This window comes from Sphingobacterium sp. JUb56 (assembly GCF_014191365.1).
Classification (GTDB): domain Bacteria; phylum Bacteroidota; class Bacteroidia; order Sphingobacteriales; family Sphingobacteriaceae; genus Sphingobacterium; species Sphingobacterium anhuiense.
The window spans coordinates 1,041,994-1,063,423 of the sequence record NZ_JACHWL010000001.1 but is presented as its reverse complement, the minus strand read 5'-3'; the positions used below and the strand labels follow the sequence as shown (position 1 = coordinate 1,063,423).

23 protein-coding genes are annotated in these 21,430 nt (G+C 32.6%); 8 read left to right on the top strand and 15 right to left on the bottom strand.

The features are described 5' to 3' along the window. Positions 1-243: 243 nt before the first annotated feature. Entirely contained in the window at positions 244-1,209 is a 966-nt protein-coding gene (locus FHR29_RS04135) for an Rpn family recombination-promoting nuclease/putative transposase (RefSeq protein ID WP_183912528.1), read from the bottom strand. Between the two features lie 202 nt (positions 1,210-1,411). Continuing rightward, a complete protein-coding gene (locus FHR29_RS04130; RefSeq protein ID WP_183912526.1) occupies positions 1,412-1,861 on the bottom strand; it encodes a nuclear transport factor 2 family protein in 450 nt (149 codons plus the stop codon). Between the two features lie 331 nt (positions 1,862-2,192). Here FHR29_RS04130 and FHR29_RS04125 point away from each other — a divergent pair, with 331 nt between their 5' ends. The 8 genes from FHR29_RS04125 (at position 2,193) to FHR29_RS26800 (ending at position 6,209) form a co-directional block, all read left to right on the top strand. After that, positions 2,193-2,588, top strand: a complete 396-nt coding sequence (locus FHR29_RS04125) for a hypothetical protein (RefSeq protein ID WP_183912524.1) — start codon at positions 2,193-2,195, stop codon at positions 2,586-2,588. Positions 2,589-2,612: 24 nt separating this feature from the next. Next, positions 2,613-3,011: a hypothetical protein gene (locus FHR29_RS04120; protein ID WP_183912522.1), complete on the top strand. Its 399-nt coding sequence runs from the start codon at positions 2,613-2,615 to the stop codon at positions 3,009-3,011. A gap of 52 nt (positions 3,012-3,063) precedes the next feature. After that, positions 3,064-3,324: a hypothetical protein gene (locus FHR29_RS04115; protein WP_183912520.1), complete on the top strand. Its 261-nt coding sequence runs from the start codon at positions 3,064-3,066 to the stop codon at positions 3,322-3,324. Next, entirely contained in the window at positions 3,308-3,871 is a 564-nt protein-coding gene (locus FHR29_RS04110; RefSeq protein ID WP_183912518.1) for a hypothetical protein, read from the top strand. Before FHR29_RS04115 ends, FHR29_RS04110 begins: the two co-directional genes overlap by 17 nt. 79 nt (positions 3,872-3,950) lie before the next feature. Continuing rightward, a complete protein-coding gene (locus FHR29_RS26750; protein WP_183912516.1) occupies positions 3,951-4,601 on the top strand; it encodes a DUF3885 domain-containing protein in 651 nt (216 codons plus the stop codon). Next, positions 4,567-5,349, top strand: coding sequence for a hypothetical protein (locus FHR29_RS04100; protein ID WP_221197798.1), 783 nt, complete (start codon positions 4,567-4,569; stop codon positions 5,347-5,349). The genes FHR29_RS26750 and FHR29_RS04100 overlap by 35 nt, the downstream gene beginning before the upstream one ends. A 28-nt stretch (positions 5,350-5,377) precedes the next feature. Then, positions 5,378-6,064, top strand: coding sequence for a tetratricopeptide repeat protein (locus FHR29_RS04095; protein ID WP_183912512.1), 687 nt, complete (start codon positions 5,378-5,380; stop codon positions 6,062-6,064). Between the two features lie 4 nt (positions 6,065-6,068). Continuing rightward, on the top strand, positions 6,069-6,209 hold the full coding sequence (locus FHR29_RS26800; RefSeq protein WP_183916521.1) for a transposase: 141 nt from the start codon (positions 6,069-6,071) through the stop codon (positions 6,207-6,209). Between the two features lie 322 nt (positions 6,210-6,531). On the opposite strand, the gene FHR29_RS04085 is transcribed toward FHR29_RS26800, so the two are convergent. From FHR29_RS04085 to FHR29_RS04025, 13 genes are all read right to left on the bottom strand, one after another. Beyond that, positions 6,532-6,798, bottom strand: coding sequence for a hypothetical protein (locus FHR29_RS04085; RefSeq protein WP_183912510.1), 267 nt, complete (start codon positions 6,796-6,798; stop codon positions 6,532-6,534). Positions 6,799-6,820: 22 nt separating this feature from the next. After that, the gene (locus FHR29_RS04080; protein WP_183912509.1) at positions 6,821-7,219 is read right to left on the bottom strand and encodes a hypothetical protein; all 399 of its coding nucleotides are present in this window, start codon (positions 7,217-7,219) and stop codon (positions 6,821-6,823) included. Positions 7,220-7,321: 102 nt separating this feature from the next. Further along, positions 7,322-7,681: a hypothetical protein gene (locus tag FHR29_RS04075; protein ID WP_183912507.1), complete on the bottom strand. Its 360-nt coding sequence runs from the start codon at positions 7,679-7,681 to the stop codon at positions 7,322-7,324. A gap of 296 nt (positions 7,682-7,977) precedes the next feature. After that, positions 7,978-8,280, bottom strand: a complete 303-nt coding sequence (locus tag FHR29_RS04070; protein ID WP_183912505.1) for a hypothetical protein — start codon at positions 8,278-8,280, stop codon at positions 7,978-7,980. 609 nt (positions 8,281-8,889) lie between these two features. Continuing rightward, positions 8,890-9,186 carry a hypothetical protein gene (locus FHR29_RS04065; RefSeq protein ID WP_183912503.1) on the bottom strand — a complete coding sequence of 99 codons (297 nt, stop codon included), beginning with the start codon at positions 9,184-9,186 and terminating at the stop codon, positions 8,890-8,892. A 412-nt stretch (positions 9,187-9,598) separates the two neighbouring features. Beyond that, a complete protein-coding gene (locus FHR29_RS04060) occupies positions 9,599-10,075 on the bottom strand; it encodes a hypothetical protein (RefSeq protein ID WP_183912501.1) in 477 nt (158 codons plus the stop codon). Positions 10,076-11,463: 1,388 nt separating this feature from the next. Continuing rightward, on the bottom strand, positions 11,464-12,222 hold the full coding sequence (locus FHR29_RS04055; RefSeq protein ID WP_183912499.1) for a hypothetical protein: 759 nt from the start codon (positions 12,220-12,222) through the stop codon (positions 11,464-11,466). A 416-nt stretch (positions 12,223-12,638) separates the two neighbouring features. Then, positions 12,639-15,197, bottom strand: coding sequence for a TlpA disulfide reductase family protein (locus tag FHR29_RS04050; protein ID WP_183912497.1), 2,559 nt, complete (start codon positions 15,195-15,197; stop codon positions 12,639-12,641). 222 nt (positions 15,198-15,419) lie between these two features. Then, positions 15,420-15,674 carry a hypothetical protein gene (locus FHR29_RS04045; RefSeq protein WP_183912495.1) on the bottom strand — a complete coding sequence of 85 codons (255 nt, stop codon included), beginning with the start codon at positions 15,672-15,674 and terminating at the stop codon, positions 15,420-15,422. Positions 15,675-15,956: 282 nt separating this feature from the next. Continuing rightward, positions 15,957-16,406: a nuclear transport factor 2 family protein gene (locus FHR29_RS04040; RefSeq protein WP_183912493.1), complete on the bottom strand. Its 450-nt coding sequence runs from the start codon at positions 16,404-16,406 to the stop codon at positions 15,957-15,959. Positions 16,407-16,783: 377 nt separating this feature from the next. Continuing rightward, on the bottom strand, positions 16,784-17,962 hold the full coding sequence (locus FHR29_RS04035; protein ID WP_183912491.1) for a C10 family peptidase: 1,179 nt from the start codon (positions 17,960-17,962) through the stop codon (positions 16,784-16,786). A gap of 665 nt (positions 17,963-18,627) precedes the next feature. Further along, positions 18,628-19,029 (bottom strand): hypothetical protein, encoded by a 402-nt coding sequence (locus FHR29_RS04030; RefSeq protein WP_183912489.1) that lies wholly within the window; start codon positions 19,027-19,029, stop codon positions 18,628-18,630. A 737-nt stretch (positions 19,030-19,766) separates the two neighbouring features. Then, the gene (locus tag FHR29_RS04025; protein WP_183912487.1) at positions 19,767-20,852 is read right to left on the bottom strand and encodes a glycoside hydrolase family 43 protein; all 1,086 of its coding nucleotides are present in this window, start codon (positions 20,850-20,852) and stop codon (positions 19,767-19,769) included. Positions 20,853-21,430 lie beyond the last annotated feature (578 nt).

The window sequence follows — 21,430 nt, the reverse complement described above, 5'->3', positions numbered from 1 at the left end:
TCTTTATGTTATATTGTTAGTTTTTTGTTCTTAGTTATTGATTCAAAAGTAGGGTGTAAATCGTTCCTACCCTATGGCAATTAGATTAAACCAACTAAAAACTCGGTGAATGGAGGAAATGGCTAGGTGAAGTTGTTGAACCTGGAGTGGAGTTATTCCGCTGTCGCCCACTTGTCAATAACAAAGGCATAAAAAAAACCGTTTGGTCATCCCAAACGGTTCTGTATATTTTAGAACACTGTTCTACTTCAGTTTTTCGATCTCCTCGATGGAAAGTCCGGTAGCCTCAGCAATTTGTTCTACTAATAAACCCATCTTTGTAAGCTTCAAAGCTGTCTCCATAGCTTTTTTGTGCTCGCCTTCAGCTTTTCCTTCAGCAAGTCCCTCTGCTTTAGCTGTAATTGATGCTTTCTTAGCTTCTCTTTTAGCTTCTTTCAATTGCTTTTCTAGTCCCTGCAGCTTCCCTTCAAGTTGTTCTTGTTGTTCCTGTTGGTACATCCGCACTGCTTCAGCATCCCACTTACGTTTTAAACTAATATCATACATAGTCCGTTCCTCCTTTGTCAATTTTGCGTAGCTGGCCAACTGAAAGAAGCGCTGAAATACTGCCGATTTCATAATCCTTGGCAGGGTCTTTAACGTAGACATATTCTTGAGCATAAAGAATACTTTATCCAGTTCGTCTTCAACCTCAGCTTCGCTTTTAACAAAGTTAATAATTTCTAAATAGATAAACCCCAAACCCTCGTAAAAAATTTGTCCTGAATCTCTATTACACAGGCAGGTATCGTGAAAATAGGTTTTATGATCACCTCCCGGCATATGAAAACCGTCCATCAGGACAATGGTATAAACCTCGGGAATGGCATACCCCCAGGCTTTACGGTTTCCTTTGGGTGCTGTGTCTGAAATGACCTTGCTGGCATAATACAGCATACGTTGCTTCAGGTTGATCTGTGTACTCGTCTGCATCTCGATGATGATCTCTTCTCCTGTACTGGTTTGGACTACGAGATCAAAAATAACTTTACCGATCTCTTCAGTTGCTCCGATACGCTCGGTATCCCGATAAGTAAGATCGGTGATGGTCTTTCGACCACGAAAGATGATGTTTAGAAAGTTGATCAGGTTGACTTTGTCTCCAGATAACCGCTTGAATCCTTCATCGGTGGTTGGATCAATAAATACGGGTTCTGCATTTGCTAACATAATTTTAGGATTTATTTAAATAATTAATTACATAAATCAAATATGATAAAAACTAAAAATATTAGCCGGTTATTAAACATTTGTAGTCGTTTGTAATCGTTTGCTGTCGGCTAGCACAAGTAGGATCAATATTTCGAGATACAGTAGAAAAAAGAAAAGCCACATCTCACGACGTGGCTCTGACTAAACATATGAATTTAACTTACTTATACGTATTGATGGATTGCGATACTTTCCAGTTGCCTCCGTCATTGACCAAGGTAACTAAATCGGTCTTGGTAAACCCTTCAAATTGCTGGGTTACTTTTGCTACCATATAGTCTCTGGATTGCTCAACAATGGTAGTACTTGTTTTACAGTTCAACTGCTCTCCTTTTTGCTTTTTCAAGAATGAAATTACTTCTGAACGGCTGTTGATCTTAGCTTCTGCTGCCTGTACTTTTTGATTAAAATCTGATGTAAACAATTGCTCTACTCCTGCCGACTGTCCCTCTGTCATAACCGCAACGTAATGATCAATGGCTAGATCTGCTGTGGATAGATTGACCACCGCTTTTTTAGAGTTGTCTCCTGTTGGTTTAGCTACTGCCATAGTGAATGTTGATACTGCGATCAAGGCTGCTGCTGCGAATGTTTTTGCTAAAGTGTTCATAATGTCTTTATGTTATATTGTTAGTTTATTGTTCTTAGTTGTTCTTAATTGTTGATTCAAAAGTAGGGTGTAATTCGTCCCTACCCTATGGCAATTAGACTAAACCAACTAAAAACTCGGTGAATGGTGGAAATGGCTAGGTGAAGTGGCTGAACATTTCTAATTTTAATTTAGTAAGTATTGAGATTAAAAGGAGAGTTTATCGAAACCAAATTATCTTTTGAAACATTCAGTAATATTGAAAAATTTAATTCAAATTGTAATTAGTAAATTCGTATAAGACACAAACATGTTAATGGATAGTCATTAAATTTGAAAGACCTAAAGCAATATGATAAATGATCTCAAAATATTAGATGAATCTCCAGAATATACGTTAGGCCATGTTGATGAGGATATAATTTTAGTCAATAAAGGAGAAAAGAAAGCGATATGCATTGGCGATATGTATGGAAACCCGTATTGTGGATTGATCTTAAACAAGGTCTGTATAATCGGAGGTGATCATATCTTAATTTGGGATAATCATCAAATAACTAAATTGGAGATGGTGAGTGATATTGTCCAGATGCGCGTTAAGAATGATGATATGATCGAGTTTTTAATTGATCCTTGGTCCAAGGAGGCATCAATCTGGCAATTGAACCTAAAAAATAAGATACCCTATAAAATAAGCGATTTTGAAAATCTTAAAAACATGCCATATACGGAAGAATACACTTGGTGAAAGTATTGATTAAAAAAATAATAAATGGAACCGATATTCAGGTGTGCAACTAGAAAAGCAATTGACGAGCTAGCACAAGAGCTCAACCTATCAAATGAGGAATGGATGCAGGATTTGCCTATTGAAGTCACCAATCCCTCTGATATTGACAGATATCTTGATCACTATAAGACATTAAATGATGATGATAAGAAGTTTGTGTTAATGGAAGGAATAATAGATGCAATGGAATACCAACCTACAGAAACGTTATTTAATAAAAATTGTGATAAAGTAAAATCGCTTTTGGAAAAGGATTTTCAAATTCATGCATACACAATTTATTATTGGGCTTGCTTTGACATAGAAAACGTAGAAGAATGGTGGAAAATAACTCCTATTATGAGAAAAATTTGGCAAGACAATCATAGCGAATATATTTAATATACTAAAATACGTATCTACACAATTTATAATTTTGATAACTGTGGTCAATATGGGTTATAGCCAGATCAATGATACAACACAAAAAACTTTTAATTTTGCTTCTGATATATTGACGCACGGCGAGTATGTAGCGTATCAATATAATGTGCCAGACCCTAACGAAGAGCAAATGGCATTTATGATTAAAATGCAGGCAAGCTTAGCGATGCATAAGGATTGGGTAAAGGGGGTATTGCAAAATCTGAAACCTAGAGATCCAATGCCTTATCATGAGAATCTCGTAATCACAAAGGATGAATATAGTATATAAACAATTTATCATTAAAATCATAGATGAACCGGATTATGAAAATGATTCATCAGATAATATATTTAGATATTCTAAAATTTATTCTGGGAATGACTTCACTTACCGTATAACATCAAAACATGGTATCAAAGTTTATCATGAGGGTCAAGTTATCTACAGTTGCATAATCACCGGTACGGCAGGGGCAACAAGTGTTAATCAAAATTCTTACATCATAGACGAAGATCAACTCGTAATATGCTGCAGTGATACAATATTTTGTTTATCATTACCTGATCTCAACTTGATGTGGAAAATGCAGACTGACCCAATCACTTGTTTTCAAATTTTTAAACATAATGACGACTACCTCGTTCATGGCGAAACTCAAGTAACAAAGCTTAATAAAAACGGTAAGATAATTTGGAAATTTGAAGGTGCTGATATATTTGTTTCCCTTGATGATGAATCATTTAGGATTGAAAACGACAGTATACTATTGATGGACTTCTCTAATAGAAAATATAAAATCGATTTTGATGGTAAAATAATAGAAGGAACCAAATAACTTTGATAAATGGAAAGTTCTATTTTATAATCAAGAAATATTAAATTAAAGAATGCATTCAGCTAATAAAAACAATTATGTGTCAACAATATTAAAAGAATATAAGCAATTTTTAAGAACCAATTTCAAAGAGCTTAGGCTTAGAAAACCTTTGTTCTATAGGTGGGATTTCGGACTTCGCTTTGACCTACAAACTGAGGAAACCGCTACAAACGAATACTTTCAGGAGGTAACAAAACGTGCTTCAACAATTTTTCATTCTGTATTTGACAGTTCTGATAAAGTATTTTTAGTTTATATGGACTATAAATATAAACGACAAAAAATAAGATTATTAAACTTTACATTTAAGCAAATCGAGAATCTGCAGCAGACTGAGATTAGTTATACAAAAGAGAAACGGCTCTATGAACCAAGTGACAAATTTGACGTAAGAAACATAGCTATTGTTAAACTGACTGCCGACCGAATACATCATCAAAATATACTAACAGCAATTGGGAACACCGATTTTCCTCCAAGAAAACCTAGACTAGACAACAACTCAATTTTCACAAACAAAGAAATTTTTTTTATCAACATTGACAAAAAACTAATCTTTCATATGTATGACGACAGAGGCCTTGATCTTATTGCCGCCGATAAAGAATCATTAAGGTCTATCTATGAAAAATATAATGACTGGATACTTGATAATGACAGAAAAAAGATTCAAAAACTGTTTGAATAAATGGAATCTCTATAATTACTTTACCAATGCTGAAAAGGCCTGCTTGAATAAGAAAAGAAAACCTGATATTATTTATATCTTTAACAAGAAAGATTATAACCAATTTAAAGAAATGGATGATTTACAGGACAAAGCTTGGTATGCGTGCTATGGCTCTAATCTTTTGGAAGAGCGTTTCCTTTGCTACATATTAGGTGGACAACCGGCAGGTGCAAAAACGGTATATGGTGGATGTCTTGATAAAACAATACCCTCTGAAAGTGAAGACATGTATATTAACTCTGAGCTTTATTTTGCTAGAGCTTCTAAGAATTGGGATAATGGTGGTGTTGCTTTTATCAGAACGACTTTTAGTCCTACTATAAAAACAATGGGAAGGATCTATCTGATAACAAAGGGTCAATTGATTGATATAGCTAAGCAGGAAACGAACACGGTATCTGGTCTTAAAATGGATTTTAATAAGGCTATACTGGACGGTTCTTATATATTTAAAGAAAAGTCTTGGTATGGTAATCTGTTATATATAGGACAACAGAACGATTATCCAATATTCACCTTAACAAATGAAAGTGATAACCAAACGGAAACTAAACCTAGTGCAGACTATCTAAAGACTATATGCCAGGGTATAAAACAAACGCATGGATTTGATGATTTTACAATCTTAGATTACTTAAAAAATAAGCGCGGTATAATAGGAAACTACACCGATGAGCAATTGATGCAAATCATAACTGAACAATAGAGCAAAACAAAAACTTACATTATCGACTATGAAATACACCATCACATGCATTCTTCTACTTATTACAACTCTAATATTTGGACAACAAATAACGTATTCAAATTGGAAAAAAGAAGCAAAAACTGAAATACGTCTTCTACCTAAATATGGAAATGCTGTCAAGACTGAGGAGCAAAAAACACTTGATCAGGAACTTATAAAGGCGTATTTAGAAAAAGCTGGAACGAATCGTAAAGCTTCTGACCTTCTTGTTAAACAAGGCTTTGATTATTTATATAAGCAGGACTTAAAAACAGCCATGTATAGGTTTAATCAGGCCTGGCTTCTCGACCCGACAAATGCAGATGTATTTTGGGGATTCGGTGCTATTTATTTTTCATTCGAGGATTTTGAAAGTGCAATGCAGCAGTACGACGAAGGTTTGAAATTAAATGCTAACAGTTCCAACATTCTGACCGATAAGGCAACTGTTTATATGACAAGGTTTATGGAAAATCATGATGATAAAGATTTCAATTTGGCTATAAATAACTTTAAAAAATCTTATTCTACTGATCCCAAAAACCAAAATACCCTTTTTAAAATGTCAGTATGCTACTTTGTAAAAAAGGACTGTGAGAATGCTTGGAAGTATTACAATGAATGTAAAAAACTTGGCGGTAAACCAATAACAAAGGAATATACAGAAGCTTTAACACAAGGTTGTAAGAAATAAACGCCTGCTGAATAATTGGACAAACTTATCTACTTTTTTTGAGTATGATGAGCAGGTTCGCAAGACTATCTACACCACTAATCCTATTGAAGGAATGCACCGTAAGGTCCGTAAAATTACGAAACCGAGCATAACGACCTCATGAATACCTATAAAAAAAATACGAATGAATAAACTAGAGATGCATGCAGTTCTGAGCAAGCTCTTATCAAGTTAATATTCCTGATAATAAAGGACATCTCTAAAAAGTGGACAATGCCGATGCACAACTGGGGCTTGACGATATCCGGGCTTTATATTAAATTTGGACATAGGCTCAAGCTGGATAGAGGCTTTTAGAATTAAGCTAATTATCCAATGACACAGTTTGAGTTACACTCCCTTCTTGTTCTCCGAAAGGAGGCCATATTATAAGATATAATTTTTCAACTTTCTGTCCAATTAGCTCTTTAAATTCTGTCATCTACTTATTTAATTGGTATTGCTTTCACATAATGTGAGTTTGAAGTCTTGTTAATTACTGTAATGAATTCCCCATTTAATTTTGTAACTAGCATTTCCCCGTTATTGGTAATATGCATTAATACATTATCTGCCTGACCAGGCCATGCACCAGTTCTTGTTAATGTTGAATTAAGATTATTATATAGTTGATTTGCGGCACTCCTCAATTGTGGCACCATTTTTTGAAGTTGTTGAATGCTATATTCTCCAAATCCGAGTGCATTAGACATACCTAAATAAAATGTACCTCTATTAGCAACTTCCTGCTATTTCCTTTTCTCTTCCTCTAATTTCGTTAAATCCTAAACTAGTTTCGTTAAATTCCAATTCATTCTCATACACTTTAAAGTAAGAAGCGCCGACATAGTATTTTTCATTTTTAGTTTCTATCTCAAATAAATAATTTTCGTTAGTACTCAAAAAAGAATTTACCGTGGAGTAGTTAATGATTTCTTTATTGTTCTCTACCAAACTAATTGATAAACCAGATAAAGATGTGAATAATTGAATATATCTCGTGCCAAAAAATATGATATCGATATTCTTAAAATTATCCTCATCCTTACTGGCTCTTAACAATAATTGACCATGACTTATTACAAAATCAAAAACTGTAAAATATTTATTTGATTTAAAAATTTCTTTGCTCATAATTTATCGTTTTTAAAATGGACTAGGTTTTACTTTTCCATTGAAATAGAACGTAGTTCGTTCTAATGCTGCGGGATTCGAATATAATTGAAATAATTCCGCTTAAGTTGAGTAAGCTTCAAAATGTTCAAATAAAATTATATCATTATCCATTGTGGATCTCTCAAAGTCATCTTCATATGGATCAAAACTTATATAATAAAATCCATCACATTTTAAAAGTTTAAACATTTCTATGTTGTAGAAAAAAGACATAGAATTATAATTAAATCCATATTCTTTCACAACTTGAAATACTATTTTCATTTCTTTTACTTTTGAACCTTGGATTTTAAAATTTACTTCCACGCAAAGAACATCGTCTATCAAACATACATTAATACGATATATCACCGCATTTGACAAATAAGCTTGATTTACCAATATGTCTAGTAATTCATCATCCTTTCCTAAATACACCATAGTACAGTTCCTTTATTATTAGCATTTGAATCATTATTATCTTGATTATAACTCGAATTAAGCATCATCGGATTCAACTAAAAATTGCTCCGTATACCATCATGTCTCATACATATCCCAATTGAGGATACTTATTGCATGAGATACTACTCCAATAGCTGTTACAAAAAAAATGCAGTAGTGATAATTTAATATTATGTCGTTCCTCCAATAAAATATGGACTTTTGTCAATTTGATTAGGACACAATCTCGCACATTTACATAACTTAAGATTTAACAATAAATATTGTTAAATCTATAAAAAATAATTTCTAATAATAACAATGATAAAATATATGAAATGACAAACAACTGGACTAACAAATAAATAATCCAAAAAATTGCTTTGAATTTTATTTCGGTTCAAAACAACTATATAGATTGCAGCTATTAATAAAACCAATAACATGGGGTTAGCAACTCCATTATTATATTGGTTTTGAGCTTTTCGTAAACAATCGGATTCTAAACTAATTCCAGTAAAGTTAAAATTTACCACAATAAAATAATTAATAACAATTAATACACTAGCTAATGAGGGCAGTTTTATATTTTTCATAAAATTATTTTAAATTCATTCATTTGTTCATATTCTGATAACTAGCATTTATTGTTCTTTGATCTTCCGAAAATTCCCTCCGAATGACAATTCATTATAAAAGAGAAGAGCTAAGGTATTAGCTAATCCCTTTTCATCTTTATTTTTATCATTGTTTTTCAATAAAGAAAGTGTTTCTTCTTTAACTGTAAATGTTGCCTCTCAGGGAACTTATCCCAATAATTATCGAAATGATGATCTCTACTAAATAATCCTTTATAAAACTTCCAAAAATCAAACATTATTTAATAATTTTAAAGATATTAATCCAATTATTAAACATATATGTATTAGAATGTATGCCTAGATTCATTGCAGAACCCTCTGCCTTTCATAATTGATTTCCTCGACCAGTCCAAGTTCTTGCCCCTGCTGCTGTACTGTGCATTACGCCAACTTTATTAAAGTAATTCATTGCGCCACATTTAATATTAAATTGTACCAAAACATCATATTTGTTTGGGTAAAGTAACATACTATAACTTTTCGTAGTTTGCTGAATCCTGTGGTAATTACAAAAGGGATTGTTAAAGAATGAATACAATTCAAACCATATTTTCATTATTGGTTTTATTGTCTTTCCTCATATATAATCTCAAAAAATAAATTTTCTGGCCTTTCACCTACAAAACTCTTTACAAGATCATAAATATTCTCGTTTTCCATCGAAAAACCACTAAAATCAACACTGTTTGCCAAACTTGGCTGGGTACTATCTTCTGTTATATAAAATCCATCTATTCCTAAAATAGATACAGTGTCTTTCTCGCACTCCTCAATAAATTTTAATGTATCTTCTTTTGAATAAAGATTCAGTCCCCCTCTCTTCAATATCCGATCTTTAAATAAATTCGCGATCTTATTCATAATTATTTTACTATATATGGCTTAATAACTGTCTCATCTGGTATCCATTTAGGATCCAAATCTATTATTAATTTGAATAACTTCATTATTTACGTTGTCTTTGATGACATAAGAATTAATTTTTTCGAAATATGCAGGGGAGTCCGATTTTTAAACTGACACTGTTCTACTATAGGTTTTGCTAACTGATACTTGGGTTATAATTGCCCCAAAACATCTGAATAGATACCAAAATTGATTATGAATTTGATTACGTCTGTTGTACTATCTAGGTTTTCGAAAGTTCACAATCCCATTATTTTCACATAATTTCCACTAAAAGCTATGCTCCTTTTTATTAAACCCACTTGCTTTAGCAAGGTGAGTTACGCTTTCATAAGATCTTTAAACATATTCATTACTTTTAGCAGTTTTATTGATTTAAATCAAATTTCAGTTCTTTACTTTTTCCAATCCAGACCACATCTTCTTCAGCACCTTTAAACATAACATAACTAGTTTCCTTTTGCGTAATATCCTTCCAAGACATCCCTTTAGTAATAAATTTCTTTCCTGAACTACGAAAAAAACTAAAAGCTACGTGCTGATAATGAAACCAAATAAGTGGTAACAAATTTATCACTTCCTCGTTAAGATTAGTCCCTTCAAATGAAATTTCAAAATTGTTATAAATGAAGTTTTTTTTATCATTTAAAACTAAATTCAATTTTGATAATAACTCTGAATCAGTATAATCTGGTCTACTTGCATTTATGTAAAAATAGCCCATTTTCTCACTTAAATTTAAAATTGCATTAATTAAACAATTTCTGTCAGAATATGTATTTTCAAAAGATTTAATAGACAATAAATTCCCTCCTTCATTACTATGAATTTTATGTTCTTTCATTATTTTATTTTCTTTATTTGCTAAAAAAATGGAGCCTTTAACATCGACGCTAAAGCTGTGTCCTCGAAATCAACACATATACTATTACAGTACTGATAAACAGAACGAAGACTACAGTGGTAAAATCATTCTTCTCCATTTAATTTTTGTTAATTACTTCCTTAAACCAATTGATGAAATAATTTGTGATAGCTTCTTTATACTGATTAGTTGCTTCTAAATAAAAGCTTGCCGATTTGCTCCCAACTGTTACTTGATTTGAGGATTTTACTCTACCATTCACATCATGTAGTAATTGGTGGTGCACGATTATAGTAACACCAACAGAAATAAGTACAAGATTCTTTCCATATTTTAGTCAGGATTTCTTTAAAACGATATGGATGTTTTAGAAATCATCTACAATATAAACCGAAAATCAAAGATTAAAAAATGAAAAGCAAAATAGTGATATTCTTAGCGATAGCGCGTAATGCTATGTAATCTTATTTTGTTCATTACACTAGAAATCGTAAAGAGATGAAATGCGGGAAACATTCGGTCTTTATTCGAGACTGCTTCGCCCCTTTTTCGGAACGCCTCTACTGTTTGTCTACTCTGCCTATACATTGCCTATACTGTTTCTGTAGAGGCAAGGTAGACAAACAGTATACAAACAGTAGAGGCAAAGTAGTCATTTCCCGAAGCCTTTCTGAACAGCTTGTGAATATGTAGCGGAGCTGAATACTGTAATATTCATTTGAATTCCTGAAAAGTGATGATTTTTTTTTCGATTTACGCAGTTAAATAAGGCTTCATCAAATTTTTAAAGACCGCGAAATCGAATTGATAGAGCAATGCATAGCCATTTCTAACTAACGTTCTTAACGGCTGCAATATCAATCTAAACTTTGGAGGTTCTGAATTTTATTATAATACTTTTGTAAAAGAATATCCATAAAATAATCACCCCTATAACTAAATTATATACACCCAGACTCTTGTCTGAAGAAGCATACAGATACGTATAAATAAAGTATTCGGCGATATATAATAAAAGAATGAAGAATATGAACCATCTTGTGCTCTTGAATGTCAAAATGAATTGCAACGGAAAAAACATGATTAATATCATGGGAATGATATATATTATTACATATAAAGTATAATCTAAGCTGAGTTTAAATATCTCCGCATGTGTTGTTGCATTGTCGAGCACAATGTGTTTAAACCTATCACCAACAAAAGCAAGGACAGTAAAAAAAACGATATATTTTAAAAGTAAATATATAAAAACACTTATTCCATTTATTTTAAACATTGGATTTGCAAATAAAATCGACAGTATAAGTTAAGCAGTTCTTTTTAAATTCTCATTTAGAGTATTCTGTTTCAAAAGGGAATTGAAATTAATCTTTAAATAAGTCTTCCATAATTAAAAGTCCTACATTACCTAAAATCCCTTCGGGATCATCAATTATTATCTTTCCAAAAATATCTTTTTTTATAGTTGCACTATGTCCATTACTGTCACTAGCATCATAATTTCCGAATATATCCTTTTTTACGGATATACGATTACCCTTATCATCAGAAATTGTTTTTCCACCTAAAATATCAGTGCTTATTTTCTTATGATTTCCTTTGTCATCACGAATATTTATATTACCCATGATATCTTTTGATACTATCGTATTATTCCCTTTGTCGTCACGAATATTTACATTACCCATAATATCTTTTGATACTGTTGTACGATTCCCTTTTTCGTCACTTATCTCTAAATTACCCATTGTATTTTTACTTACTGTGGTCTGACTAGCATGATCTTTTATTACCACGATATTACCTGAGAAATCTTCCTTAATACGGATTTCAGAACCATTTTCAGTCACTTTCGTAAGATTGCCAGAATAGTCTTGCTTGTATTTGATATTTTTAGACCACTGATCTGAAACAGTAATATTACCCCAGCTATCAGTTGAAATTTTTATATGGTTTTTATCTAAACCATCCGAAATTGCTGATTTTATAATGTAGTTTTTCATATTATTACTCAGAGTATCAGCGCCGTGAGAAAATAGGTTCTGTTCGGAACAGAGATCAGCCTTTATTGCAGTTGTAGAAAATACCAATACAAAACTTAATATGATAAATAAACGATCCATATGTCTGCGATTTATTATTAAATATACACTTTTTTGTGATCCTAAATTGAAAAGGAATAGATTGAAAAATTGATATACCTTGTGCTAAGTAAGAGCAGATTGGATTTGACAAAAAGGACAAAAAGGTATCTATAACTAAATTGATTGAGCGTTTAAAGGACTCTTCTATTTACAGTATACTGAAGAAATTGATCAATGCTATAAAACGGAGTTTGCTTGCTATGAAAGCAGTCAAAGTGCTCAAACCTAAAATAGATACCAAGATTTATTTTAGGTTTGTTGGTAGAAGAAAAAAAGTATTGGCAGTTAAATAATAGACATGCCCCAAATGGTTTCTAACTTTTTGGGGCATGTTTAAAAGCTTATACCTTTCGACTCTTTTTTATTGTTGTAATTATGCAATTAGCAACGGACTATCAATCTGCCAATAATTTGTCTACAGCTGTTACTAAATCATTCTTCTCACTAGGTCGTGGTGCTTTCATATTGACAAAATTACCGTTCTTATTCAGTAATAGATAGGAAGGAAAGCTATTGATCCCCAGTCTGGTTTCTATCAGTGATTGCTGTTCATCTTCTAGGTTATAGTGGAATACATTTTTGCCTTCCAGTTTTTTAAGTTTGATAAAGTTTTGCCATGCAGCTTTTGGTGTTCTGTTTGCAAAATAGATAAACACAACATCTTTTCCCTCTAATGCCTTTTTTGCTGCTGGAGCATGTTCCATCTCTGCAACACATGGTCCACACCAGGTTCCCCAAAAATCAATGTATACAACTTTACCTTTATGCGGCGCTAGAATCTCTGCCAGTAATTTATCAGCATCTTTGGATGCTTTGAGATGCTCCGTTCTTTTTAAATTTTCTTCATATTGTAATGAACTATTTTCCAGCTTTGATAGTTTATCATTTTTTTCCTTAATCTCGTTAACAAAGTATGCATTGCTTATAGGACTAGTGATCTCAAACAATGTTTCTGCACTATATGGGACCGGTGTAGATTTAAAGTGTCTGATTATATTTTGTGTATGATAAAGATCCCGCAAATCTGGGCTTAAATTTTTGACATAATATTGCAAAGGATTTGTAAGATAGAGGTTTAATAAAGTTCTTTCTTTGATCATCTCTTGATATTCATCAGCCATTAACATATACCTTTTCTGAATGGTCGAATCTTTCTGGATAAGCTCACTTAGTATTAATTGATCTTGATTATTCCGGTTTCTATTACTGACTAACTTTGAATACAAAGCTATGTCTGGACTGGTCGTTATTTTTTTATTAACGATCAGATAGTCAATTACCTCATTATGGTACACGGCAGCTTCATAAGTAGAGTCTGTTTCTTTTACATAATCGATGTAATCATTTAAGAATGTGCCGTTATCATTAAGAAGACTTCTAGGTTTAAGATTATTATCGTAGAAATTTTCTTTAACTTTCGTCATATATAGTGTCGAAAATTGTTCTTTCGTCTTGCGGTCTAATGAATATTTCTTTTGCATGAGATCGAAGGCAATCTGATAATTTGAAGATTGTTCAATAAAATATTTGGCTCTGTCTGAAAGTGTTGGTTGTTTTTTAAAAAAAAGAGCATCAACTTGTCTTAAACTATCTAATTTTTTCATTTCGTAAGTAAGAAATTCATCCCCCTTAAGTTTATGTTCATACATGTATTTTTCTCTAGCTATCGCTGATGTAATTCTAAATTCCTGGGAATAAGCATCTATAAAACGACTGTATGCTGTTAATTCATTCTGAACACGAACATCTACACCAGCAAATAACAATTGTTTGGTATCTAAATCATAAAAGAGCGTGTATTTTTTACCTGGTTCAAGTACAGTCTGTATGGTACTTCTTTGCCAATCTATATAAACTTGTGCGCTATTGGACATCGGTAGTTTAACTTCAAATCTTCCGAGACTATCCAGATCACTAAAATAATCTTCATTTTCTCCGCTTAGCCAGTTGCGAATACTGATTTTAAAGGGAGCATTTGAAAGATTATTTCTTAAATAACCAGTAACGATGGTCGTGTCTCTTTTTTTGAATTCTGTATCATTAAATAAACGATGATCAGGAGTGGTACTTGTCACAAGTGTTTCCTGTACAGGAAGTAATTTTGTAACTTTACTCTTGCCTGATTTTAGAAATAATGCTCCTTTATCTAGTCTTGCTCTAAGAGTAATTTTATTATTGTTTCTTGAAATCAAGCCTAGCTTAATTTCGTCCTTCTGTTGGTCAACGCTACTGTAATCAAAAAAATCACCTTTAATGATCGCAAAATATTCATAAAAACCATACTCCCAGTCGCTTGTCGTCGTGTTATACCAATTACCATACAGTGTAGATAGCAGTTTATGGGGTCCTTCCTTATGATATAAAGCTGATTTGGCATTGTATACAATTTTAAGATTGTTTTGTGTTTTATTTAAATAGAACAGGCCATGTTGCTCATTATACTTAGCTAACATTCTGTATTCACCTGTTATAGGGTATTTTCCTAGCCACACAATATCCCAGGTTTTACCGTTGAAAAGTAGCTGATTATCTTTAATTTCTAATTTATCGTTACTCTTTTGACTAACCCAGCCGGTAGCATATAGGGTATTTTGATTGATTTCTGTAGGTATAATATCCGGATCCGATTCAAAGTGTCTACAGGATAAAGTATCTTTTCGGTTGCTAAACGAAAACTTACTATTCTCGGAATTTAACGAATTTAATACCGTTAATGTAAGGCGATTTTGACCATTTACAAGATCGATATGTAGCTGATCACCTTCTGTTTTTATCTTTTCAACTTGATATAGTGTATAGTAGTATTCTACATAGTCGTCACCTATATGAAAACCATTCCAGCCCCCAGGTTTATCTACATGGAATTGCCAGAATCCCTGTATGTTTTTGGGAACCTGTGAAAAGCTCGCAAGACCTACCAAGGTCAACAAGAATGTTAATGCTAATTTTTGCATAAAAAGGAAATAATTGGTTTACAGCATAAATTTACTAATCTTAAATCAAATTAATACTAGTGTTTATTAAATTTATAGCGACGAAAACAGGATTAACCGTTTTATTTATATTTCTTACAACGATAACTTTGAACAAGGTAGATAAATCGACACGCCCATATTAATGCACAAAAAAAACCGCTTGGTCATTCCAAACGGTTCTGTATATTTTAGAATACTGTTCTATTTCAGTTTTTCGATCTCCTCGATGGAAAGTTCGGTACCCTTAGCAATATCTGCCATAGGTAAACCCATCTTTTTAAACCTCAAAGCTTTCTCCATAGCTTTTTTATACTCGCCTTCAGCAAAACCTTCAGCTTTTACTTCGGCTTTAGCTGTTATTGAAACTCTTATAGCTTCTTTCAATTGCTTTTCTAGTCCTTCTTGATACATCCGTACTGCTTCAGCATCCCGCTTACGTTTTAGAACGAATATCATACATAGTCCATTCCTATATACATGTGGCTTAAATAGGTAAAATTTTTGATCGGATTATTACTTTATGATCTATCAACTTTCAGGTAAAATGAATGGTCTAACCTTATTTTATAATTTAGTTAATTTTTAAACGCTTCAATCAATAATGAATCTAACTTTATAAAATCCTAAATAATATCTATATGATAGTCGCTTGCTGTTGTCCAGCGCATCTGAGGATGCTAAAAAGCAAAGCCACATCTCCGATGTGGCTTTTACTAAACATATGCATTCAAACTTAACTTACTTATACGTGTTGATGGATTGGGATACTTTCCAGTTGCCACCATCATTGACAAAGGTAACTAAATCGGTCTTGGTAAATCCTTCAAATTGTTGGGTCACTTTTGCAAGCATATAGTAACTGAATTGCTCAACAATGGTAGTGCTAGTTTTACAGTTCAACTGCTCGCCTTTTTGCTTTTTCAAGAAGGAAATTACTTCTGAACGGCTATTGATCTTAGCTTCTGCTGCCTGTACTTTCTGATTAAAATCTGATGTAAACAACTGCTCTACTCCTGCCGAATGTCCCTCTGTCATAACCGCAACGTAATGATCAATTGCTAAGTCTGCTGTGGATAGATTGACCACTGCTTTTTTGGAGTTGTCTCCTACTGGTTTGCCTGCTGCCATCGTAAATGTTGATACTGCGATCAAGGTTGCTGCTGCAAATGTTTTTGCTAAAGTGTTCATAATGTCTTTATGTTATATTGTTAGTTTATTGTTCTTAGTTGTTGATTCAAAAGTAGGGTGTAAATCATTCCTACCCTATGGCAATTAGACTAAACCAACTAAAAACTCGGTGAATGGTGGAAATGGCTAGGTGAAAACAATCAACCGATATTGCTAGTATTTTTCAACCTTAAAAAACGAAGATCAAAAACCCAAAAAAAGAAGATTAAATAATAATAAAAAAGGCTTAGATCATCATTCTAAGTCTTTTTATTTTTTATAATATTTCTACTTTGTAGTGGTAAACATTCTTATAGCAGTGCTCGTTTTTGCATCCCAAAAGATAACGCCCCATCAGCAGACTAGCATATAATAATATTATTATTTCAAATTTAATATCATGGCTTAATATTATATGTCATTTTTTTGTCGTCATTATAACTAGAAGTACCAGCACTCCAATTATCAAATGAATAATATCCATCTTGGGAACCTCCCCATCCCCAATTCATATGAAAATATAAATAAGTCCATGAATTATTACAATTACTAGAAAAAATTTTATCTCTTCGATATCCATCAGCAACCCAAGCGTGACCTGCACCTAATGCATTATTTTTACCACTCAAAAGAACCGGTCTGCCAGCACTTATTTCACTTTCTACTGTAGCTGGATTATAATTACTAAAGGTAGCAGAAGAATATTTATACTTTTTCTTTAAAACACCAGCGATGTCTTCACTATACGCACCAGAAGCAGCGCAACCATAATTCATATTTACGCCATCAGGTGCTCCAATATCAGCCATCAGCCTAGCTGTTTCATCTCTTGCAGAAAAATTATCCATAGCATTCCAATTAAAAGTATTTGGATATTGATGATATTTCATAACTTGAGCCATAGCAACAGCAACACAACCAACTAAAGCTCTATTGTATGCATTATTAACGCAACCTGTAAATGGTACTTGTGAATTAAAACCGTTCCCCTGGGACCATTCAGTTTTTAATAAAGGTCCTCTCGTAAAACTTGTATTAGGACAACCTCCAGTACATTCACCATCTACGGGAGGTCTTTTTGTTACTCTACTAATCATACAATCCGACCATAGTTCCATATCATCAGATGATAATTTTGCTTTACTTTCCCGAACTTTTGCCACATATTTCTTGCTGCTTTCTAACCAATCTACCACTCCTTCAGGATACTCTGTATTATCTATTGGAAATGAATTTTCATTTGAATATGCTAAAACTGGTCTTGCTCTTTTGTCAGCGGAAAGTATGAGAAACCCACCACCTTTATAATTTATTATATAATAAGATATAACATTATTTGAGTCTGTAACCTCTTTAATATTCTCAAATTTTCCTAATGAGTTACCTAGCGACTTTAATTTAGTATTACTAGCTCTAGTAGGAATTGTTGTCAATTCATGTTTGACCCCAATACTTTTAGCTTCTGTTATAGAAACTAAACATTCTTTACATTCAGTTGTGTTCGGTTGTATTAGTTCATCATTGTTAGAACATGAATACAATAAAATTGCAATAATAAAAAAATAAATTTTTTTCATTTTTCGGTTAAATTTATTAGATATAATGTTATAAAAAACTAATTTAAGATATATATATATTTATTTATACATTTTTTTTTAAATTTCACAACTAAGCTTAATTTATAATAAATTTTTAAATAAATGCAATTTTAATCTTTGTTCTTTTTTGCTATTCTTTTCTTGCATTTATATTTCTTTTATGAATCATAAAAAACTTTTTACAATACATTCAAAACAATTACTCATAAACATTAACTACAAACATTTAAAGATATATCTGATTTCTTAACAATTCTCTTCGAAACATCTTCAACTCTAAACTTATACCTATAAAATGACTCTCTAAAATCTTTCGATAATATGAAAGATTAAAAAATTAAAAGCAAAATAGTTATGTAATCCGCAATTGCGCGCAAGAATAAGTAATCTTATTTTAATTAATGTACGGGAAACCGTAAAAGAGAGAAATTCGAGTATTGTTTGAATGAGCTTCGGGACTGCTTCGCCCTTTATTCGGTAAAAGCATACAGTTACACTAATTCTGCGATCTATTTGATTCTTAACTTACTATGATCGAGCGTCAAATTTAATGACAGCTCGATTTTATATTGACTATTCTACTTTTGGACGCATCAATTTAATTGGGAGGAGGTAACGAAAAACGTCACTCATAAACGATACTTCTAGTATAAGATTTTTATCATCCACTTCTTTAAATCTGATTCAAACTTTAGGATGTCAAAATCTTCCAATCTATATTTCCTAATTATAGCAGGAACCTCATTAATCAGCTTTTCAACCACGATTTTCTCTCGTTCTTTCTGTTCAACCTTCAAAAATTGGTTTAAATCAAGCATTATATCTAAATAGATTTTCTTTTCTTTTTTAGATAACTTTACTCTTTGCTTTAGTTTTAGATTTGGATCTTGGCACATCAATACAACTGTAATACCATTTAGTGCAGAACCATAATACTGTTCCGAAAAAAATTGTCTATACGCTGTTTCTGACAAAGTATCTAAAACCTTATCTATTTTACTATCCCAATAAAAATCTGCTAATATATTGAATCTAAAACTCATCATTTAATCAATTTTTGATATCACTATCAGTTGGTATATGAGGTAAAAACCTAAATTTTAAACAACAGCTTCATATGCTAAAATCCTTAATGAATGATAACCGTTATCAAACATTGCTTCCATTTGAACACCTAAGATTTTATTTAGCCATTCTTTTTCTCAAATAATCGTAGAGCCGTTTCGATCCTTTTATTCACATGATAATACTTGCCCTCCCGAATCTTTCACTAAGATAAAAAGCTTTATTCTTTTTTAGCAAAAATCTTATATTTAGCAAACTTCTTATATTTAGCAAACTTCTTATATTTAGCAAACTTCTTTTGATTCTCAGGAGTGTTCATCCGTGTTGTATTTATACTCCCAAAGGAAGCTGGCTAGATCTGGGACTCAATGGATGTTCAGACAAGGCCACATCGCGACATGTGGCTTTGACTAAACATATATATTTAAACTTAATTACTTATATGTATTAATGGATTGAGATACTTTCCAGTTGCCTCAATCATTGATCAATGTGATTAAATCGGTTTTGGTAAATCCTTTAAATTGTCGGATCCTTCTGCAAGCATATAAGCAGAGGAGCGATTTCAAGATAGACCAGAAACAGCAACAAGAAAGGTTTAGGGCGCATAATAATATTGAAATATAATCAATAATCAACTTTTTAAATTTTAATTTATTATAAGGTATTCCCGATCTCATTAAAGTCGAAATACAATAAACTAAAAACATCAGCTTTATTAAGGTTTAACAGTTGGACCGTCCACTATAAGCTGACCGTTAGGTAAAATTTTCAGTTCATCTAAGAATACTAAGCGCTGACTGCCTGTTTTGGTCGTGCGGGCATGATATACACACCATACTTTACCTTCTTTATCTTTCAAAAGACTGTTGTGCCCCGTTCCTGAAACAATACCTCCATTGGATATGTTTTTTTGTAATATAGGGTTTGTTGCTGACTTTTCGAATGGGCCAAGTGGATTGGAGGCTGTTGCATAGCCAACAGCATAATTTTCTCCTCCGAAATGATTTGCAGAGTACATCATGTAATAGAGATTGTTATGCTTAAATAGATAGGATCCTTCTGTCCATCTTCTATTCACTTCACCTGAAGTCACAGACCTACTCTCCCATTCAGATTGTTTATCATCCCTTGACACAGGAGGCCGCAACAATAAGGTTGGCTCTCCAATTACATTTGAAAAATCTGAAGCTAACTCCACTCCATATATCCAGCTTTCTTCTATTTCATCAAACATCCCCTGTTGCTTTGCCCAAGCTGCAATCTCAGACTGAACTGGATTTTTATAACAGCATCGTGAATAGTAAAGATACAAACGTCCATCTTCAGCAAAGTACACGTTACCGTCAATAATGGGATATCCGGGGTCACATAACGGACGACCTGTCAAATCTATAAATGGGCCTGTAGGATTGATTGAGGTTGCAATACCAATGCGATAATTTTCTAATTCATCATTCGGATTTTCTTTCCAATGTGCACTATAAAACATATAGTATTTTCCTCCGCGCTTATATACTTCCGGGGCCCAAAAATCTTTCGTCCCCCAGCTTTTATCTTGCTGAGCGGTATACACTGTACCCCTATTCTCCCATTGTTTCAAATCCTTAGAAGAATACGCTACAAAACCATTCTCAACTCCACCAGTACCATACATATAATAGGCATCTGTTTCTTGATCATAAAGTACAAATGGATCACCAAAAGCAACATCAAGTGGATTATTTGATTGGGCTTTTGAGGTGGAGAATAACAACAGCCAGCAACCAATCAATAAGGATAAACATAAATTTTTAGTAATCATATTTCAATTAATTTTAAAATACAGTGCCCCACCTTCGCCGAATGAACCAGATCGCCCGATCGTATTATAGGCATCAATGGATTCCCATTATCATCTCCCCAGTTGTCTTCAGTTCTATGGAAATAGCCAGTTTGTTTATTTCTTATAACTGTAGAATCTACCAAAATGAGTTCAAATACCAGGTTTATGTTTTTTCGTTTTTGATACACCTGCTCGTTTATAGTACATCTAGACACAAATATTCCACAGGATTATGCCGTTAATAATAATCCAATAGAATAAATTAAAAACTTAAAGCGCTGTTTTCATTTCACATCCGTTTACAATTTGGCCTTTCACATCTACCTCAGGCTCTGTAATTTCTCTTTTTTATTTATAAATTTTATTTTTTTTGTTTATAATTGTATTGAAGCCCAATTACAAATCTATATCACGTAAAAATGTAAATTAAAGTTTACATAACATTGCCCATTTTATTCAAAATTATTCCAATTTGTATCATGCATGAGCAAAATGCTCAACAGATTCGTCGGTATTTGAATTTATGGCTAATTCTTCATAAGATTTGAATTCAAAAA

Excerpts from the sequence above, each read along its gene's own strand:
- FHR29_RS04040 (WP_183912493.1), bottom strand. The coding sequence starts at position 16,406 with ATGAACACTTTAGCAAAAACATTTGCAGCAGCAACCTTGATCGCAGTA.
- FHR29_RS04065 (WP_183912503.1), bottom strand. The coding sequence starts at position 9,186 with ATGAATAAGATCGCGAATTTATTTAAAGATCGGATATTGAAGAGAGGG.
- FHR29_RS04070 (WP_183912505.1), bottom strand. The coding sequence starts at position 8,280 with ATGAAAAATATAAAACTGCCCTCATTAGCTAGTGTATTAATTGTTATT.
- FHR29_RS04055 (WP_183912499.1), bottom strand. The coding sequence starts at position 12,222 with ATGGATCGTTTATTTATCATATTAAGTTTTGTATTGGTATTTTCTACA.
- FHR29_RS04095 (WP_183912512.1), top strand. The coding sequence starts at position 5,378 with ATGAAATACACCATCACATGCATTCTTCTACTTATTACAACTCTAATA.
- FHR29_RS04130 (WP_183912526.1), bottom strand. The coding sequence starts at position 1,861 with ATGAACACTTTAGCAAAAACATTCGCAGCAGCAGCCTTGATCGCAGTA.
- FHR29_RS04075 (WP_183912507.1), bottom strand. The coding sequence starts at position 7,681 with ATGGTGTATTTAGGAAAGGATGATGAATTACTAGACATATTGGTAAAT.
- FHR29_RS04110 (WP_183912518.1), top strand. The coding sequence starts at position 3,308 with ATGAATATAGTATATAAACAATTTATCATTAAAATCATAGATGAACCG.
- FHR29_RS04045 (WP_183912495.1), bottom strand. The coding sequence starts at position 15,674 with ATGATATTCGTTCTAAAACGTAAGCGGGATGCTGAAGCAGTACGGATG.
- FHR29_RS04050 (WP_183912497.1), bottom strand. The coding sequence starts at position 15,197 with ATGCAAAAATTAGCATTAACATTCTTGTTGACCTTGGTAGGTCTTGCG.
- FHR29_RS04115 (WP_183912520.1), top strand. The coding sequence starts at position 3,064 with ATGGGTTATAGCCAGATCAATGATACAACACAAAAAACTTTTAATTTT.
- FHR29_RS04025 (WP_183912487.1), bottom strand. The coding sequence starts at position 20,852 with ATGATTACTAAAAATTTATGTTTATCCTTATTGATTGGTTGCTGGCTG.
- FHR29_RS04030 (WP_183912489.1), bottom strand. The coding sequence starts at position 19,029 with ATGATGAGTTTTAGATTCAATATATTAGCAGATTTTTATTGGGATAGT.
- FHR29_RS04120 (WP_183912522.1), top strand. The coding sequence starts at position 2,613 with ATGGAACCGATATTCAGGTGTGCAACTAGAAAAGCAATTGACGAGCTA.
- FHR29_RS04060 (WP_183912501.1), bottom strand. The coding sequence starts at position 10,075 with ATGAAAGAACATAAAATTCATAGTAATGAAGGAGGGAATTTATTGTCT.
- FHR29_RS04080 (WP_183912509.1), bottom strand. The coding sequence starts at position 7,219 with ATGAGCAAAGAAATTTTTAAATCAAATAAATATTTTACAGTTTTTGAT.
- FHR29_RS04125 (WP_183912524.1), top strand. The coding sequence starts at position 2,193 with ATGATAAATGATCTCAAAATATTAGATGAATCTCCAGAATATACGTTA.
- FHR29_RS04100 (WP_221197798.1), top strand. The coding sequence starts at position 4,567 with ATGACAGAAAAAAGATTCAAAAACTGTTTGAATAAATGGAATCTCTAT.
- FHR29_RS04135 (WP_183912528.1), bottom strand. The coding sequence starts at position 1,209 with ATGTTAGCAAATGCAGAACCCGTATTTATTGATCCAACCACCGATGAA.
- FHR29_RS04035 (WP_183912491.1), bottom strand. The coding sequence starts at position 17,962 with ATGAAAAAAATTTATTTTTTTATTATTGCAATTTTATTGTATTCATGT.
- FHR29_RS04085 (WP_183912510.1), bottom strand. The coding sequence starts at position 6,798 with ATGTCTAATGCACTCGGATTTGGAGAATATAGCATTCAACAACTTCAA.